Below are 14,420 nucleotides of genomic sequence, written 5' to 3' on the forward strand. Positions count from 1 at the left end.
GCGCTCGGAGTTCCCTCGGTGAGGAGGAGGACGGGCGGAGGCTGGCCTCCCGTCACCTCCCGACAGTCGGGCGCATACATCTCCTAGACGCCGCGAGGCCGCCGAAGGCGAGGGTGCCCGGGTCCCCCGCGCGCGTGGAGGAGCCTGTATGAATGGGCAGAAGACGTCGCGCGCTCCAGCCATCGAGGACCACGGCGTCATCGGGGACCTGCGCACGGTCGCCCTGGTGGCGACGGACGGGACGATGGACTGGCTGTGCTTCCCCCACTTCGACAGTCCGAGCGTCTTCGCGGCGCTGTTGGATCCGGAGAAGGGCGGGCACTTCCGGATTGCCCCGGAGGTGGACGGCGAGCGGGTGGTGCACAAGCAGTTCTACTGGCCGGACAGCAACGTGCTGGTGACGCGCTTCTACTCGCCGGACGGGGTGGGCGAGCTGGTGGACTTCATGCCCATGGGGCGAGAGGGCCATCCGGGCCGGGGGCGCGAGGTGGTGCGGCGCATCCGCGTGGTGCGCGGCGAGCTGGCCTTCCGGGTGGAGTGCATGCCCGCCTTCAACTACGGGCGGGACGTGCACCAGGTGCGGATGCTGCACGGCGGGGCGAGCTTCCTGTCGGAGACGCTGAAGCTGACGCTGGTGACGTCGGTGCCGCTGGAGACGGACGGGCGGCGCGTCACCGGGCGCTTCACGCTGCACGAGGGACAGTCGGCGGTGTTCGGCCTGCGCGAGGGGGCACCGGACTCGTGTCATGACACGGTGATGGGGCACGAGGCCTCGGAGGCGCTGTTCCGCGGCACGGTGGACTACTGGCGGCACTGGGTGGCGGGTTGCAGCTACACGGGGCGGTGGCGCGAGGTGGTGCAGCGCTCGGCGCTGGCGCTCAAGTTGATGACGTTCGAGCCCTCGGGGGCCATCGTCGCGGCGCCCACGTGCAGCCTGCCGGAGGCGCCAGGCGGCGTGCGCAACTGGGACTACCGTTACGTGTGGATTCGCGACGCGGCCTTCACGGTGTACGCGCTGTTGCGCATCGGCTTCAAGAAGGAGGCGGGGGCCTTCATGCGCTGGCTGGAGGCCCGCATCGCGGAGCTGCCCGAGGGAGAGCCCCTGCCCCTCATGTATGCGTTGGACGGGGGCGAGGTGCCCAGGGAGCAGGAGTTGTGGCACCTGTCTGGCTATGGGGGCGCGAGGCCGGTGCGCATCGGGAATGGGGCGGCGCACCAGCTCCAGCTGGACATCTACGGGGAGCTGATGGACTCGGTGTACCTGTACAACAAGCACGGAGCGCCCATCTCGTATGACTTCTGGAGGCACCTGCGGCGGCTGGTGGACTGGGTGTGCGAGCACTGGCGGGATCGGGACGAGAGCATCTGGGAGGTGAGGGCGGGGAAGCAGAACTTCGTGTACTCGAAGATGATGTGCTGGGTGGCGGTGGATCGGGCGATCCGGCTGGCGGACAAGCGCAGCTTCCCGGCGGACCGGGCGCGGTGGTTGCGGACGCGCGACGCCATCTTCGAGGAGATCATGCAGAAGGGCTGGTGCGCGAAGCGGGGCGCGTTCATCCAGTCGTACGAGACGATGGCGCTGGACGCGGCGAACCTGTTGATGCCGCTGGTGTTCTTCCTGTCGCCGGTGGACCCGAGGATGCTGTCGATGCTGGACATCCTGCGCAAGCCGCCGGCGCAAGGAGGGCTGGCGTCGGACGGGCTGGTGTTCCGCTACGACGCGGAGGCGACGGAGGACGGGGTGTCGCGGGAGAGGGAGGGCACGTTCAACCTGTGCACCTTCTGGATGGTGGAGGCGATGACGCGGGCGAGCGTGATGAGGCCGGACCTGTTGGACGAGGCGCGGCTGACGTTCGAGCGGATGCTGGGCTACGCGAACCACGTGGGGTTGTACGCGGAGCAGACGGGGCCCTCGGGTGAGGCGCTGGGCAACTTCCCGCAGGCACTCACCCACCTGTCGCTCATCAGCGCGGCGTACAACCTGGACCGGGCGCTGGGCCACAGGGACTGAGCCGCCCGCCGGGCGCGCTCGTCACCCACTGGTCCAACAATCGGACCAGTTCGCGAACTTCGCCACCGGAAGGCTCCGCGCCTCCCTTGCCCGACCATTTCCCCTCTCCCCTCGGGAGAGGAGCCCCCCGTCGTTCAAAGGGGGGCAAGCCCCCCGGGGTGAGGGTATCTCGGACCCCGGGTTGCCCCTGTGTCCGGCACCGCGGTTCCCATGAGACACTCCGGGCCGGACGTCACCGTCCCGCTCCCTGCGAGTCACGCAGATGTCACAGGAGGAGCCGTTACCTCCGGTCCGTTCTTCCTTCAAGGGAAGGCGAAACCCGAGAAGGGCGGAGAGCCCGGAGGAGGGAAGCCATGAACCCGTTGGACTGGAGTGGTGAGCAGTTCCTGAGCGTGTACATCCCGTTGCTGGTGCTGCTGTTGCTCGTGGCGAAGACCTGGCAGCTCACGTTGAACCAGCCGTCGGAGGAGCCGCGCCCCGGAGAGCTGGAGTTGAATGCGTACCAGGTGGCGGTGCTCCAGCGGAGGGAGGGAGTGGTGAGGGCGGCGGTGGCGGCGCTGGTGCATGCCGGGGCACTGCGGCTGGAGCACGGGGTGCTGAGGACGGTGGACGGGCCGCCGATGCGCCTGCTGCCCTTCGAGCTCGCGGTGTACGAGGCGGTGGCCGGTGGGATGGGGGATGTCTCGGAGCTGGAGAAGAAGCTGGGCCGGGAACTGGACGCCATGGAGGAGGGGCTGCGCCAGCGGGGCCTGCTGATGAAGCCCGAGGTGGCCGAGCGGTACGGGAGCTACCCGAAGTGGCTCTTCTTCGGAGCGGGGCTGGCGCTGGGGTTGATGAAGCTGATGGTGGGGCTCTCGCGAGGCAGGCCGGTGGGGTTCCTGGTGATTCTGCTCTGCTTCGCCACGGTGGTGGGCTTCTGGGCGCTGGGGGGAGTGCCCCGGCGCACGCTCCGGGGTGACAAGGCGCTGGCGAAGCTGAGGCAGGACAACGAGGCGCTGCGGACGACGGCGAAGGCGGACGGGGCGTGGGGGGTGATGAACAGCGGGAGCGTGGCGCTGGCGGTGGGGCTCTTCGGGACGGGGCTGCTGGTGACCTCGGGGCTGGGGGACCTGCGCGAGTACCTGGTGCCGCCGGGGAGCGGGGGCGGGGGCGGGGGCATGGACGCCGACTTCGGCGGTGACAGTGGAGGCGGTGGTGACAGCGGCGGTGACAGCGGCGGAGGAGACGGGGGAGGCGGTTGCGGCGGAGGCTGCGGCGGTTGTGGAGGAGGCGGGGATTGAAGCCGCCGGCGGGAGTGGGGCTGGGGTGGAGGAGGCAGCTGGCGCACTACCTCGACGAGGCGGAGGGGGTGGACTTCGTGGAGGTGCTGGCCGAGCACCTGGATCCGAAGGGAGCGCTGCCGGAGCCGCTGAAGCGGTTGAAGGAGCGGGGAGTGCCGGTGGTGTTGCACGGGGTGTCGCTGGGGCTGGGGAGCGCGGAGCCGCCGGAGCGGAAGAGGTTGGACATGCTGGCGCGGCTGGCCGAGCGGCTGGGCGCGGTGTGCGTGAGCGAGCACCTGGCCTTCGTGAGAGCGGGAGGAGTGGAGAGCGGGCACCTGCTGCCGCTGCCGCGCACGGGGGAGATGTGGGAGGTGCTGGCGGAGAACGTGAGGCAGGCGGAGGCGGCGCTGCCGGTGCCGCTGGCGCTGGAGAACGTGGCGAGCCTCTTCGAGTGGCCGGGCGAGGGGATGACGGAGGCCCGGTGGCTGGCGGGGGTGCTGGAGCGGACGGGGGTGGGGGTGCTGTTGGACGTGGCGAACCTGTACGCGAACGCGCTCAACCACGGGACGGACGCGGAGGCGGTGCTGGAGGCGGTGCCTCGCGAGCGATTGGCCTACGTGCACGTGGCGGGAGGGGTGAAGCGCGGGGGCCTGTACCACGACACGCACGCGCACGGGGTGCCCGAGGGGCCGCGGGTGCTGCTGGAGAAGCTGGTGGAGCGGGTGGGGCCGGTGCCGGCGCTGCTCGAGTGGGATGACCACTTCCCACCGCCGGAGGTGCTGGGCGCGGAGCTGGAGGCGATGAGGGCGGCGCAGGCGCGAGGCCTGGCGAGGTGGAAGGGTGGGGGCGCATGAGCGCGCGAGAGCGATTGGCGAAGGCGCAGGCGGAGCTGGCGCGGGCGTTGGGGATGGGAGAGCCGGTGCCCGAGGGCTTCGATGAGGAGCGGGTGGGAGCGGCGGCCGAGGCACTGGGGATGAAGCGCCGGAGGCTGGTGCAGCGGACGTGGCCGATGCTGGCGGCGGCGTTGGGAGCGGACTTCGCGAGAAGCTTCGAGACGTGGGCGAGGGAGAACCCATTACTGGGAGTGGAGCCGAATCCGCTGGCGGACGGGAGGCGCTTCGCCGGGAGCCTGCGAACGGCGGGAGTCTTCCCAGCGGAAGCGGAGGAGGAGTGGCTCCACTTCGAGCTGCGCTGGAGGCTGACGGACGAGGGAGGAGTGGCGGCGCGGCGAGGGGTGGTGCTGAAGACGGGGCGAGTGGGCAGGACGAAGCGGAGGATGCTGGCGGTGCGACTGCCCGGAGGCCGGGTCCTCTGGTGGAGCCTCGAGAGAGGGGAGCGCTGAAGCAGCAAGATCGAGCGCTCATCTGACCCAGACGCGGACAAATCCCCTCGCCCTCCGGGAGAGGGACGGGGTGAGGGTATCGAGCCCCCCAGGTTGAGCCCGTGTCAGGCTCCCTCTCCCTCTGGGAGAGGGTGGGGGTGAGGGTCTGGAGCTCGCCCGCCTTCCGGGCAACCCGGGTGGAGCCCCTGTCCGAGCCCCTCGGCTGCTAAGCTGCGCCCGTGCGGAACGAGCCCCTCGCGGCCCACCCAACGCCCTCCGACGTCCGGCCCTACCGGGGCCTGCTGGCCTTCGAGCCCGAGCACCGACGCTTCTTCTTCGGCCGCGGCGAGCTGGAGCGCGAACTGGTGCTGCGCGTCCGCGCGTCCATGGGGGGCTGGGGCTCGCGCTTCCAGGTGGTGGTGGGGGCCTCGGGGAGCGGCAAGTCCTCGCTGGTGCTGGCCGGGCTGGTGCCTCGCCTGCACGAGGACGCGCGCGAGCCCTGGGACACCGTCGTGCTGCGGCCCGGCGAGGCCGGCGCTGCCCGGATGCTCGAGGTGGAGGAGGGCCCGGGCCGCTTCAGCTCGCTCGGCCGGCTGCGCGCGCTGCTCTCCGGACTGCACGGCCAGGCCACCGTGCCCACGGGCCAGGGGGCCACCGTCGCCGAGGTCCTCCGCGAAGCGAAACGGCTGCGCGAGGCGGGGCCGGAGCGGTGGCTGCTGGTGGTGGTGGATCAGCTCGAGGAGCTCTTCACGCAGGTGGCCACGGTGGAGGAGCGCGAGGCCCTCATGCGGGCGCTGTGGAGACTCGCGCACACGCCCGAGGTGCGGGCGGTGGTGGTGGCCACGCTGCGGGTGGACGCGCTCGGGCGCTGCGAGCACGTGCGGGTGGACCACGAGGGGCCCCAGCTGGAGTCGGTGGTGTACTCGGCGGCGCACCGGCTCTTCGTGGGCCCGCCGCGGGCCGAGCAGCTCGTGGACGTCATCGAGGGCCCGGCGCGGGTGGTGGGGCTGGAGCTGGAGCCGGGGCTGGTGGAGGTGCTGCGGCGGGACGTGGAGCAGGAGCCCGGAGCGCTGCCCTTGCTGGAGCACGCGTTGGACCAACTCTGGGAGCGCCGTACGGGGAGCCGGCTGACGCGGGCGGCGTACGAGGAGCTGGGCGGGGTGGTGGGGGCGATGGCGCGCACGGGAGACCGGCTCTACGAGTCGCTGCCCGAGGCGGAGCGGCACCAGGCGCGGCGGCTGCTGGCGAGGCTGGTGGACCTGCGCGAGGAGATGAGCCCGCACGCGCGGCGCGAGGGGTGGAAGCAGCTGCGCCCGGAGCGGGAGGACGAGGCGGCGGCGTTCGACGCGGTGGTGGAGAAGCTGGTGCGGCACCGGCTGGTGGTGCGGGGCGAGGACGGGGGGCAGCCGCCGGAGCCGTGGCTGAGGCTGGCGCACGAGGCGTTGATCCGCCGGTGGGGCCGGCTGGTGGAGTGGGTGCGGGAGAGCCGCAAGCGGGAGCCGAGGGCGAGCGAGGCGGAGGCGCGGGAGCGCGAGCGCACGCGGTACGCGAGGGACGTGGCGCGGGTGCTCCAGGCGAGGCGGCTGCTCGAGTGGGATCTGGCGTTGGCGGTGCGGGTGCTGCGCGAGGTGGCGGAGCCGGAGCGGACGCCGGAGTGGCACCCGAGCGTGCTCGAGGCGCTGCACCGGGGGGCGATGCAGCCGCGGGTGCTCGCGGGCCACGAGGGGCGGGTGGAGCTCGCGGCCTTCAGCGCGGACGGCGAGCGGGTGCTGACGGGCTCGGCGGACGGGACGGCGCGGGTGTGGAGGGCGGACGGGGCGGGCGAGCCGGTGGTGCTGGCGGGGCACGAAGGAGGCGTCTGGTCCGCGGAGCTGAGCGCGGACGGGGCGCGGGTGCTCACCACGTCGCAGGAGGGGCGGGTGCGGGTGTGGAGGGCGGACGGGGCGGACGAGCCGGTGGTGCTCGGGGCGGACGAGGAGCGGGTGTGGCCGGCGGAGTTCAGCCCGGACGGGCAGCGGGTGCTGAGCGTGTCCGAGGACGGCACGGTGCGGGTGGGGCTGGCGGATGGCACGGGCGAGCCCGTGATGCTGCGAGGCCACGGAGGCCGGGTGCTGAGCGCGGAGTTCAGCGCGGACGGGCAGCAGGTGGTGACGGCGTCCGAGGACGGAACGGCACGGGTGTGGCGAGCGGATGGCGCGAGCAGGCCCGGGGTGCTCGCGGGGCACGCGGGCCCGGTGCGCTCGGCGAGATTCAGCGCGGACGGACAGCAGGTGGTGACGGCCTCCGAGGACGGAACGGCGCGCGTGTGGCGAGCGGACGGCACGGGCGAGCCGGTGGTGCTCGCGGGCCACGCGGGCGCGGTGACGCGCGCGGAATTCAGCCCGGACGGGCAGCAGGTGCTCACGGCCTCGCAGGACGGAACGGCGCGGGTGTGGAGCGCGGACGGCACGGGCGAGCCGGTGGTGCTCGAGGGGCACGCGGCGGCGGTGGCGAGCGTGGCGTTCAGCGCGGATGGGCAGCGCGTGGTGACGGCGTCCGAGGACGGGACGGCGAGGGTGTGGCGAGCGGACGGCACGAGAGCGCCCGTGGTGCTGAGGGGCCACGTGGCGGAGGTGCGCTCGGCGGAGTTCAGCCCGGACGGGCAGCGGGTGCTGACGGCCTCGGAGGATGGAACGGCGCGGGTATGGAATGGCCTCGGAGAGCCGGTGGTGCTCGGGGGGCACGAGGGCGCGGTGACGTGCGCGGCGTTCAGCGCGGACGGTCAGCGGGTGCTCACGGCGTCGGAGGACGGAGCGGTGCGGGTGTGGAGGGCGGACGGAGCCGGAGCGCCGGTGATGCTCGCGGGCCCCGAGGGAGAAGTGGGAGCCGGGGCCTTCAGTCCGGACGGCGAGCGGGTGGTGACGGCCTCGCGAGCGGGGACGGTGCGGGTGTGGAGGGCGGACGGAGCGGGAGAGCCGGTGGTGCTCCAGGGGTACCTGGCGATGCTGTGGCCCGCGAAGCTGAGCGCGGATGGGGAGCGGGTGCTCACCAGGTCGCAGGAAGGGGCGGTGCGGGTGTGGAGGGTGGACGGCGCGAGCGGGCCGGTGGTGCTGCGAGGCCATGAGGAAGAGGTGTGGTCCGCGGAGTTCAGCCCGGACGGGCAGTGGGTGCTCACGCGGTCGCGGGATGGGACGGCGCGGGTGTGGAGGGCGGACGGCACGGGCGAGCCGGTGGTGCTCGCGGGTCACACGGGAGGCGTCAGGGCCGCGGAGCTCAGCGCGGACGGGCAGCGGGTGGTCACCGTGGCCGAGGACGGGACGGTGCGGGTGTGGAAGGCGGATGGCACGGGCGAGCCGCGCGTGCTCGTGGGCCCGGAAGCGGAGGTGGAGCTCGCGGCCTTCAGCGCGGACGCGCAACGGGTGCTCACGGCCTCACGAGACGGAACGGTACGGGTGTGGAGGGCGGACGGCACGGGTGAGCCCGTGGTGCTCCGAGGCCATGAGGGCCGGGTGGAGCGCGCGGCGTTCAGCGCGGACGGTCAGCGGGTGCTCACGGCGTCGGAGGACGGGACGGTGCGGGTGTGGAGAGCGGATGGCACCGGCGATCCGCTCGTGCTCGGTGGACCCGAAGGCCGGATGGAGCGCGCGGCGTTCAGCGCGGAGGGCGATCGGGTGTTGTCGGTGGCGGAGGACGGAACGGTGCGCCTCTGGACGGTGGGCACGGCCCGGCTGCAGGCACTGCTGCGCGAGGCGGTCACGGGCAGCCTGACGCCGGAGCAGCGCCAGCGCTACCTGCTGGAGACTCCCGAAGAGGCGCGGGAGGGTTACGAGCGGTGTGAGCGCGAGCGAGCGCGTCACATCCAGCAAACCTTGTGATGACGAGGGAGGCGTGGCCTCCACGGTGCCTCAGAACGGGCTCATGAACCAATCCTGGTTTTGCGCGCTGCCGTTGCAGGGCCAGTCATGCAGCCAGTTGCCCATCTCGAGAGAGTTGTAGTACGGATTGGCGCAGCGCTGACTGCCAGCGTTCTGCAGCAGATTGACATTGGGCAGCCCATTGACGTTCCTCCACGACTGGTCGGTGCCCCAGCCGTCGCAGGGCACGGTGACGAGGACACGGGCCGTGGGTTCCGCATACAGACAACCCTGTGTGGCCGCATTCTGCAGCAGCCTATACCCACCATGATTGCTGTACCACGCGCGCCACTGGAAGCGTGGGTCCGAAAGGATATTGCAAATCCACTGGCGGACCCGCGGCTGACCATTATACAGGTCATTGGGGTCTGAATACAGGCACATCCCGAGGTTGTTTGAAGCGTCCCGACACTGGGTGGTGTCGCAGAGCAGGGCCACCCGCTGACCGTTTTCCATGTGCTGTGTCTGGCGGGTCAGCTCGTCTTCCGAGGGGCCGCCAGCGGCCTGCTCGAGTTCACCGCCTGTCCCGCACCCCACCACGAAGGTGAAGGCCATGATGAGCGCCCACGACAGGCGCCAGCCGCTGTTTCCCTTATCCATGCACGTCTCCTTTCAAAGGACACGTGGTTGTCTAATGCAGCGACATCCCAAAAATCGTCACAGAGAACGTCACGGTGGAGGCGGGTCGGTGCTTGCCGAGCAATCGCGGGAGCCTGGGGAAGCGTCCCCCCCCATGGAACTGGGGAGGAAGGAGCCCGCGGGGCCAACGCGCCTCCGCTAAGCGGCCGAGACCCTGCAAGTGGAGCTTCGCGAATGCGTTCCCGTCCAGGAACAGACGGGAGTCATTGCACGCATTGGCTGCACTCTCCGTAGGCGTAGGTGCCGGCGATGAAGCTGTTCACGGTGGCCGCGGAGTTGGTGGGCACCACGGGATGGTTGTTCGTGCTGGCCCAACCGCCATTCCACGGGCGCTCGGAGCCGACCAGCGGCTCCTGGTAGCCCGGATAGCTGGGGTTGTTCAACCAAGACGCGTTCCAGCCACACTTCTTGTAGGAATAGAGGTTTCCGTCAGTGCCCGTCCCCTTGAACAGCCGGCACGCGAAGTTCGTGGCGCTGCTCCACACCGGGTAGTTGACATTATCGTAGACCACCATGTTCCCGTCATTCTGGACGGCGAACTTACTCGCGTACCCGTAGTAGGCGGTGGCGGTATTGGTGCTCCACAGCCGACGAGCGTAGTCGGACGTGTAGAGCACGAGATTGCCATCGGACTGCATGGCGAGCCTGTTGCCGGCCCCGGAGGTGAAGGTTGCCCAGATCGCCCCAACGGGGCCGTAGAGCACGAGATTGCCGTCCGTCTGAACGGTCAGCATGAAGCGGCCATCACACGAGTACTTCGCTTGACCCGCGAAGAGCGTCTCGCCGGGGTACAGGAACCCGCACTCATTGATCGCCTGCGTCGCCTCGCCGAGCTCCTCGCTCGCGGCGACGTTCGACCCTTCCGCCGAGACCCCTTCGCCCTCCCCACCGGCGTCGGCCATGCAGCCGCCCATCAGCATGCTCGCCGCCAGCAGACTCGCCACCGAGCACCACATCGTCGTCTTGTTCTCGTTCATGGTTCCTCGTTCGCCTTTCGGGGTATTGCTTCCATCCACGCTTGCTCCGGTGCCAACTGCCCGCCCTTCGCATGCGAGAAGAAAGTTGCACCCCTGCCGTCACGGCAAGCGTCACGGAAAGCGTCACAGCGTACAGCCCCTGTCGATTCTTCTGGCGGCACCGCACAGGTGTAGGTGTCAGGGGACTTGCCCCTGGATGAAGCCCGCCTCGCGCTGCTCCAGCACGTGCGCCACCCAACCGGTGCTGGAGCACCTCGGCGGCACCCCGCTCGAAGCGGGAGTGCACGACGTCTGGTATTGCGCCGCCGGACCCGCTGGGCCCAAGTGACGGCTCCAGGCGGCCCCGGCTGTGTCGATATCACCCAGACGCCGCCGTTCAGGCGCGATGTCCTGCAGCGAGGAGGGCCGCTGGAGACTCCCGAGGAGGCGCGGGCAGGTTACGAGCAGTGCGAGCGTGTCATCGCTGATTCGCGGCGGAACTCCCCGGCCAGATGAGCAATTGTGCAACAACTTGTTGCACGAGTTGCCTGACGAGCCCGCCTCACATCCAGCAGGCCCGGTGGTCCTGGATGAACTGGCGCATGGAGAGGGGCGCCCGTCCCAGCAATGTCTGGGTTTCGGGTGTCACCGTCCCGGCGAGCCCCAGTCGGCACACGGTGTAGATGCCCGTCATCACCGCGATGAAGGGGACGGGCTGCTTCCGCTGGTACCAGCGCGCGGCGAAGCGCAGGGCCCCGGGCTCGGGGTAGCGGATGGGCCGGCCGAGCACCTCGGTGAAGAGCGCGGCGACCTCGGCGTAGGTGAGGGCCTCGGAGCCGGTGAGGTCATACGCCTTGCCCTCGTGCCCGTCCTCCAGCAGCGTCCGCGCGGCCACGGCGGCGATGTCCCGCGCGTCGATGAAGCCCGTGCGCCCCTTCCCCGCGGGGACGAAAATCTCATCGTGCTCGCGGATGTCGTCGCGGTGGGTGGTGCTCAGGTTCTGCATGAAGAAGCTGGGGCGCAGGAAGGTATGCGGCAGCCCGGCCTCCAGGATGAAGCGCTCCACGTGGGCGTGGGGCATCATCGGGTTCTTCTCCACCCCGAGCAGCGACAGGAAGACGACGTGCCGCACGCCCGCGTCCTTCGCCGCGCGCACCACCGGCAGCAGGTGCCGCTTCACGTCCGAGAGGGCCGGCGGGCGCAGGAGGAACAGCTTCTCCACCCCCTCCAGCGCGGGCGCATGCGTCGCCGCGTCCTCGAAGTCGAAGCGCACGGCCCCGGCTCCCGCGGGCGCCCGGGCCCCATCGCGCGACGCCACGAGCACCCGCGCACCCCCGGCCACCAGGTGCTCCACCAGCGGCGCGCCCACGTTGCCCGACGCCCCCGTCACCAGGACGCGGGGGCCCTTCGCCTCAGCGGCCGTGCTTCCCATGGCCCGCCTCCGGTGCCACCCCGCGCCAGAAGATGTCCACCATGCGCTCCAACCAGGGATCCTCCGCCTCCGTGGGGACGCGCTGGTTCGTCACGTGGGCCAGGAAGTAGCGGTGCTGGATGCCCGCGAGGAACAGGCTCGCCATCACGCTGGGGTCCCCCTCGCGCAGCTTGCCCTGCTCCTGGGCCCGCCGGAACCAGCCCGCCATCGCGAGGCTGGCGCGCGCGGGCGCGGGCACCTGCTGGTTCTCGCCCCGCAGCTCCTCGGGGGTGAGGCCCGCCTCGCGCAGCACCGCGAACGCCGGCACCATCTCCCGGAAGAAGGCGTCGATCGTCCCCGCCAGCTCGCGGATCTGCACCGTCAGCTCTCGCTCGTCCGGCCCCGCCTCCACCATGGGCAGCCACGGCGGCGGCCTGCCCACGGAGAACGCCGCCTTGAGCAGCTCCCGCTTGGTGCCGAACCGCTTGAGCAGCGCCGGCCCCGACACCCCCAGACGCGCGGCAATGGCCTCCGTGCTCACCGAGGCTCCGTGCTCGATGAAACACGCCCGGGCCGCTACCAGAATCTCCTCGTCCAGGACCTGTCGGGGACGTGCCATGACTCCACTCGCTGATTGGTTAGCTAGTGCTAACTAACTAACTCTCGGAGGGGGTTGGAATCAAGTGGGCGTGGGAGCCAACCCACCAGGGTGGGTAGCGAGGGCCGAGTCGAGGAAGCGGCCGATGCGGGCGGCCATCTCCTCGGGGAACTCCAGCATGGGGAAGTGGCTGCGGGCGGGCAGCTTCTGCACCTGGAACCAGGGGTGCGAGGAGGCGAAGGAGCGCTGGGCGTCCAGCCAGGCGGTGTCCTCGGGCTGGGCGTAGAGGTGGAGGGTGGGCACGGGGGGCGAGAGGGTGGCGAGCGCCTCCAGCGGGCTGCCGTACCGGGAGTACACCTGTTGAATCTCCCGCCCGGCGCGCTTCCACATGTCCTCGCCGAAGGAGCCCATGTCGTCGCGGACGAAGCGGATGACGTCCGGCGAGCCCACCCCCTGCAGCCACAGGGAGAAGAGCCCGTCGCGGGCCTGCTTCCACTGGGGGGACTGCAGGGCCTGGAGGGCCTGGAGGAAGGGCGGAGGCGGCTCCAGGACGAGCCAGTCCAGCAGCACGACGGCGGGGATGCGCGAGCCCAGCTGACGCCGCAACTCGAGGGCCCACCAGCCGCCGTGGGACAGGGCCACGGGCACCACCTGGCGCGCGCCGCTGGCGTCGATGACGGCGCGCAGGGTGTCCAGCACGGTGGCGTTGTCGAAGCCGGGGCCGGGCTGCTGGGACTCGCCGTGGCCGGGCAGGTCCACCACGAGCGCGCGGTGGAGGATGGAGCTCCACGGGACGAGCTTGCGGAACACCTCGCGGCTGGTGCACCAGCCGGGAATGAAGAGCAGCGTGGGCTCTCCCTGCCCCACGTCGTCATAACGGATGCGAGCCCCACCCACGCGCGTCTCGGCCATGTGTCTCCCCCCGGCGGCCCCGCGACAGGACCCGGGCCGCCATGGGGGCGAGTCATGCTCCGGGAGGGCGGGGGAAGGACAGGGGACGGCGGTGCGGTAGGGCTGTCGGCTGCCGGTCAATCCCCCTCAGGCGGCCTGGCGCGAGTCGCGCTCGGGCACGCCGAACACGTCGAGCTGCTGGCTGCGGCCCTTCACGAAATGGGCGCCGAGCGGCTCGAAGGTGCCGTCCTCGCCGAGGGCCTCGCGGCACTCGCGGGTGAGGAGCAGGGAGCGGCCGAGCACCTTCGTCAGGTCCTGCACGCGCGAGGCGGTGTTCACCGTGTCGCCGATGACGGTGTACTCCTGGCGCTGGGCGCCGCCCACGTTGCCCACGACGGCCTCGCCGCGGTGCAGGCCCACGCCGACGCGCAGGCCGGGGAACTCGCCCTGCTCGCGCATGCGGGCGGCCTCGGCGAGCATCTCCCGCGCGGCGGCCAGGGCGCGGCGCGTGTCGTCCGGCTGGTGCGTGGGCGCGCCGAAGACAATCAACATCCCGTCCCCGAGGAACTTGTTCACCAGCCCGCCGTGGGCCGCGACGATTTCACACATGCGCCCGAAGTAGAGGTTGAGCAGGCGCAGCGTCTCCTCGGGGGGCTGGGACTCGGCGAGCCGGGTGAAGCCGCGGATGTCGGTGAAGCAGACGGTGACGGCGCGGCGCTCGCCGCCCTCGGGGATGCTGCCGGAGAGCAGGTGCTCCATGACCTGCTCGCTCACGTGCATGCCCAGCAGGCCGCGCACGCGCTCGCGCTCGACGGCGCTCTCGGTGAGGCGCATGAGCAGCGAGCGCATGGAGCCGCTGGCCACCATGCCGAGCGCGCCCATGGTGACGAGGAAGATGGCCTTGGCGAGGGTGACGTAGAAGTCATACGCGCCGGTGGCGAGCATCTCCGGGGAGGCGGCGGGACGCAGGACGAAGTGGATGACGGCGACGAGCTGGGTGGCGGCGGCCAGGCCCGCGAAGAGACAGAGGCGGGGCTGGAGGCGCGGCGTCGCGGCGGCGACACCCACGGCGTAGAGGGCGGGCCCCCCGGCGGACAGGGCGAAGGCGGGGCCGTTGACGCCCAAATCCAGCAGGGCGACGACGGTGCCCATGGAGACGTCGACGAGCGAGGACGCGTAGCGCATCCACGGGCGGAAGTGGCCGGTGCGCAGCAGCAGCGAGACACAGGAGTACCAGACGAGGTACCCCACGGTGGCCGAGAGGATGAGGGCGGGAATCTGCGAGCCGGAGACGCGGCCGACGAGCACCAGCGCGGTGGCGATGACGCCGGCGCTGGTGGCGACGTGGGCCACACGCGTCTCCATGTGCCGGACGGTCTCCCCGAGGACGGTGTCGAAGCCGTCGGGGGCGGGGCTGGAGCGGAGGGGGACGCGCATGTGG

At 71.2% G+C, this 14,420-nt stretch carries 12 protein-coding genes; 5 read left to right on the forward strand and 7 right to left on the reverse strand.

Translation table 11 applies throughout. From position 1 onward, the window contains the following. Positions 1–148: 148 nt before the first annotated feature. From AC16DP_RS39630 to AC16DP_RS39650, 5 genes are all read left to right on the forward strand, one after another. Complete coding sequence (locus AC16DP_RS39630; protein ID WP_329733076.1) at positions 149–2,011, forward strand: glycoside hydrolase family 15 protein; 1,863 nt, start codon at positions 149–151, stop codon at positions 2,009–2,011. 353 nt (positions 2,012–2,364) lie between these two features. Beyond that, positions 2,365–3,291 (forward strand): TIGR04222 domain-containing membrane protein, encoded by a 927-nt coding sequence (locus AC16DP_RS39635; RefSeq protein ID WP_329733075.1) that lies wholly within the window; start codon positions 2,365–2,367, stop codon positions 3,289–3,291. Then, positions 3,288–4,124: an MbnB/TglH/ChrH family RiPP precursor modification enzyme gene (locus tag AC16DP_RS39640; protein WP_329733074.1), complete on the forward strand. Its 837-nt coding sequence runs from the start codon at positions 3,288–3,290 to the stop codon at positions 4,122–4,124. The genes AC16DP_RS39635 and AC16DP_RS39640 overlap by 4 nt, the downstream gene beginning before the upstream one ends. After that, positions 4,121–4,612, forward strand: a complete 492-nt coding sequence (locus AC16DP_RS39645; RefSeq protein WP_329733073.1) for an SCO6045 C-terminal-like domain-containing protein — start codon at positions 4,121–4,123, stop codon at positions 4,610–4,612. The genes AC16DP_RS39640 and AC16DP_RS39645 overlap by 4 nt, the downstream gene beginning before the upstream one ends. Before the next feature lie 218 nt (positions 4,613–4,830). Beyond that, positions 4,831–8,445 (forward strand): WD40 repeat domain-containing protein, encoded by a 3,615-nt coding sequence (locus AC16DP_RS39650; RefSeq protein ID WP_329733072.1) that lies wholly within the window; start codon positions 4,831–4,833, stop codon positions 8,443–8,445. 30 nt (positions 8,446–8,475) lie between these two features. On the opposite strand, the gene AC16DP_RS39655 is transcribed toward AC16DP_RS39650, so the two are convergent. From AC16DP_RS39655 to AC16DP_RS39685, 7 genes are all read right to left on the reverse strand, one after another. Then, positions 8,476–9,084 carry an RICIN domain-containing protein gene (locus AC16DP_RS39655; RefSeq protein ID WP_329733071.1) on the reverse strand — a complete coding sequence of 203 codons (609 nt, stop codon included), beginning with the start codon at positions 9,082–9,084 and terminating at the stop codon, positions 8,476–8,478. A gap of 242 nt (positions 9,085–9,326) precedes the next feature. After that, positions 9,327–10,100, reverse strand: a complete 774-nt coding sequence (locus tag AC16DP_RS39660; RefSeq protein ID WP_329733070.1) for a hypothetical protein — start codon at positions 10,098–10,100, stop codon at positions 9,327–9,329. Between the two features lie 177 nt (positions 10,101–10,277). After that, positions 10,278–10,424, reverse strand: a complete 147-nt coding sequence (locus AC16DP_RS39665; RefSeq protein WP_329733069.1) for a hypothetical protein — start codon at positions 10,422–10,424, stop codon at positions 10,278–10,280. A gap of 217 nt (positions 10,425–10,641) precedes the next feature. Further along, positions 10,642–11,511, reverse strand: coding sequence for an SDR family oxidoreductase (locus AC16DP_RS39670; protein WP_329733068.1), 870 nt, complete (start codon positions 11,509–11,511; stop codon positions 10,642–10,644). Next, on the reverse strand, positions 11,492–12,109 hold the full coding sequence (locus AC16DP_RS39675) for a TetR/AcrR family transcriptional regulator (RefSeq protein ID WP_329733067.1): 618 nt from the start codon (positions 12,107–12,109) through the stop codon (positions 11,492–11,494). The genes AC16DP_RS39670 and AC16DP_RS39675 overlap by 20 nt, the downstream gene beginning before the upstream one ends. 60 nt (positions 12,110–12,169) lie before the next feature. Then, complete coding sequence (locus tag AC16DP_RS39680) at positions 12,170–13,000, reverse strand: alpha/beta fold hydrolase (RefSeq protein WP_329733066.1); 831 nt, start codon at positions 12,998–13,000, stop codon at positions 12,170–12,172. Between the two features lie 126 nt (positions 13,001–13,126). Further along, positions 13,127–14,416, reverse strand: coding sequence for an adenylate/guanylate cyclase domain-containing protein (locus AC16DP_RS39685; RefSeq protein WP_329733065.1), 1,290 nt, complete (start codon positions 14,414–14,416; stop codon positions 13,127–13,129). Between the last annotated feature and the right edge of the window lie 4 nt (positions 14,417–14,420).

This window comes from Archangium sp. (genome assembly GCF_057119385.1).

Bases quoted from the DNA above. Each gene is read 5' to 3' on its own strand.
- AC16DP_RS39630 (WP_329733076.1), top strand. From the start codon at position 149: ATGAATGGGCAGAAGACGTCGCGCGCTCCAGCCATCGAGGACCACGGC.
- AC16DP_RS39680 (WP_329733066.1), bottom strand. From the start codon at position 13,000: ATGGCCGAGACGCGCGTGGGTGGGGCTCGCATCCGTTATGACGACGTG.
- AC16DP_RS39635 (WP_329733075.1), top strand. From the start codon at position 2,365: ATGAACCCGTTGGACTGGAGTGGTGAGCAGTTCCTGAGCGTGTACATC.
- AC16DP_RS39655 (WP_329733071.1), bottom strand. From the start codon at position 9,084: ATGGATAAGGGAAACAGCGGCTGGCGCCTGTCGTGGGCGCTCATCATG.
- AC16DP_RS39685 (WP_329733065.1), bottom strand. From the start codon at position 14,416: ATGCGCGTCCCCCTCCGCTCCAGCCCCGCCCCCGACGGCTTCGACACC.
- AC16DP_RS39660 (WP_329733070.1), bottom strand. From the start codon at position 10,100: ATGAACGAGAACAAGACGACGATGTGGTGCTCGGTGGCGAGTCTGCTG.
- AC16DP_RS39675 (WP_329733067.1), bottom strand. From the start codon at position 12,109: ATGGCACGTCCCCGACAGGTCCTGGACGAGGAGATTCTGGTAGCGGCC.
- AC16DP_RS39670 (WP_329733068.1), bottom strand. From the start codon at position 11,511: ATGGGAAGCACGGCCGCTGAGGCGAAGGGCCCCCGCGTCCTGGTGACG.
- AC16DP_RS39645 (WP_329733073.1), top strand. From the start codon at position 4,121: ATGAGCGCGCGAGAGCGATTGGCGAAGGCGCAGGCGGAGCTGGCGCGG.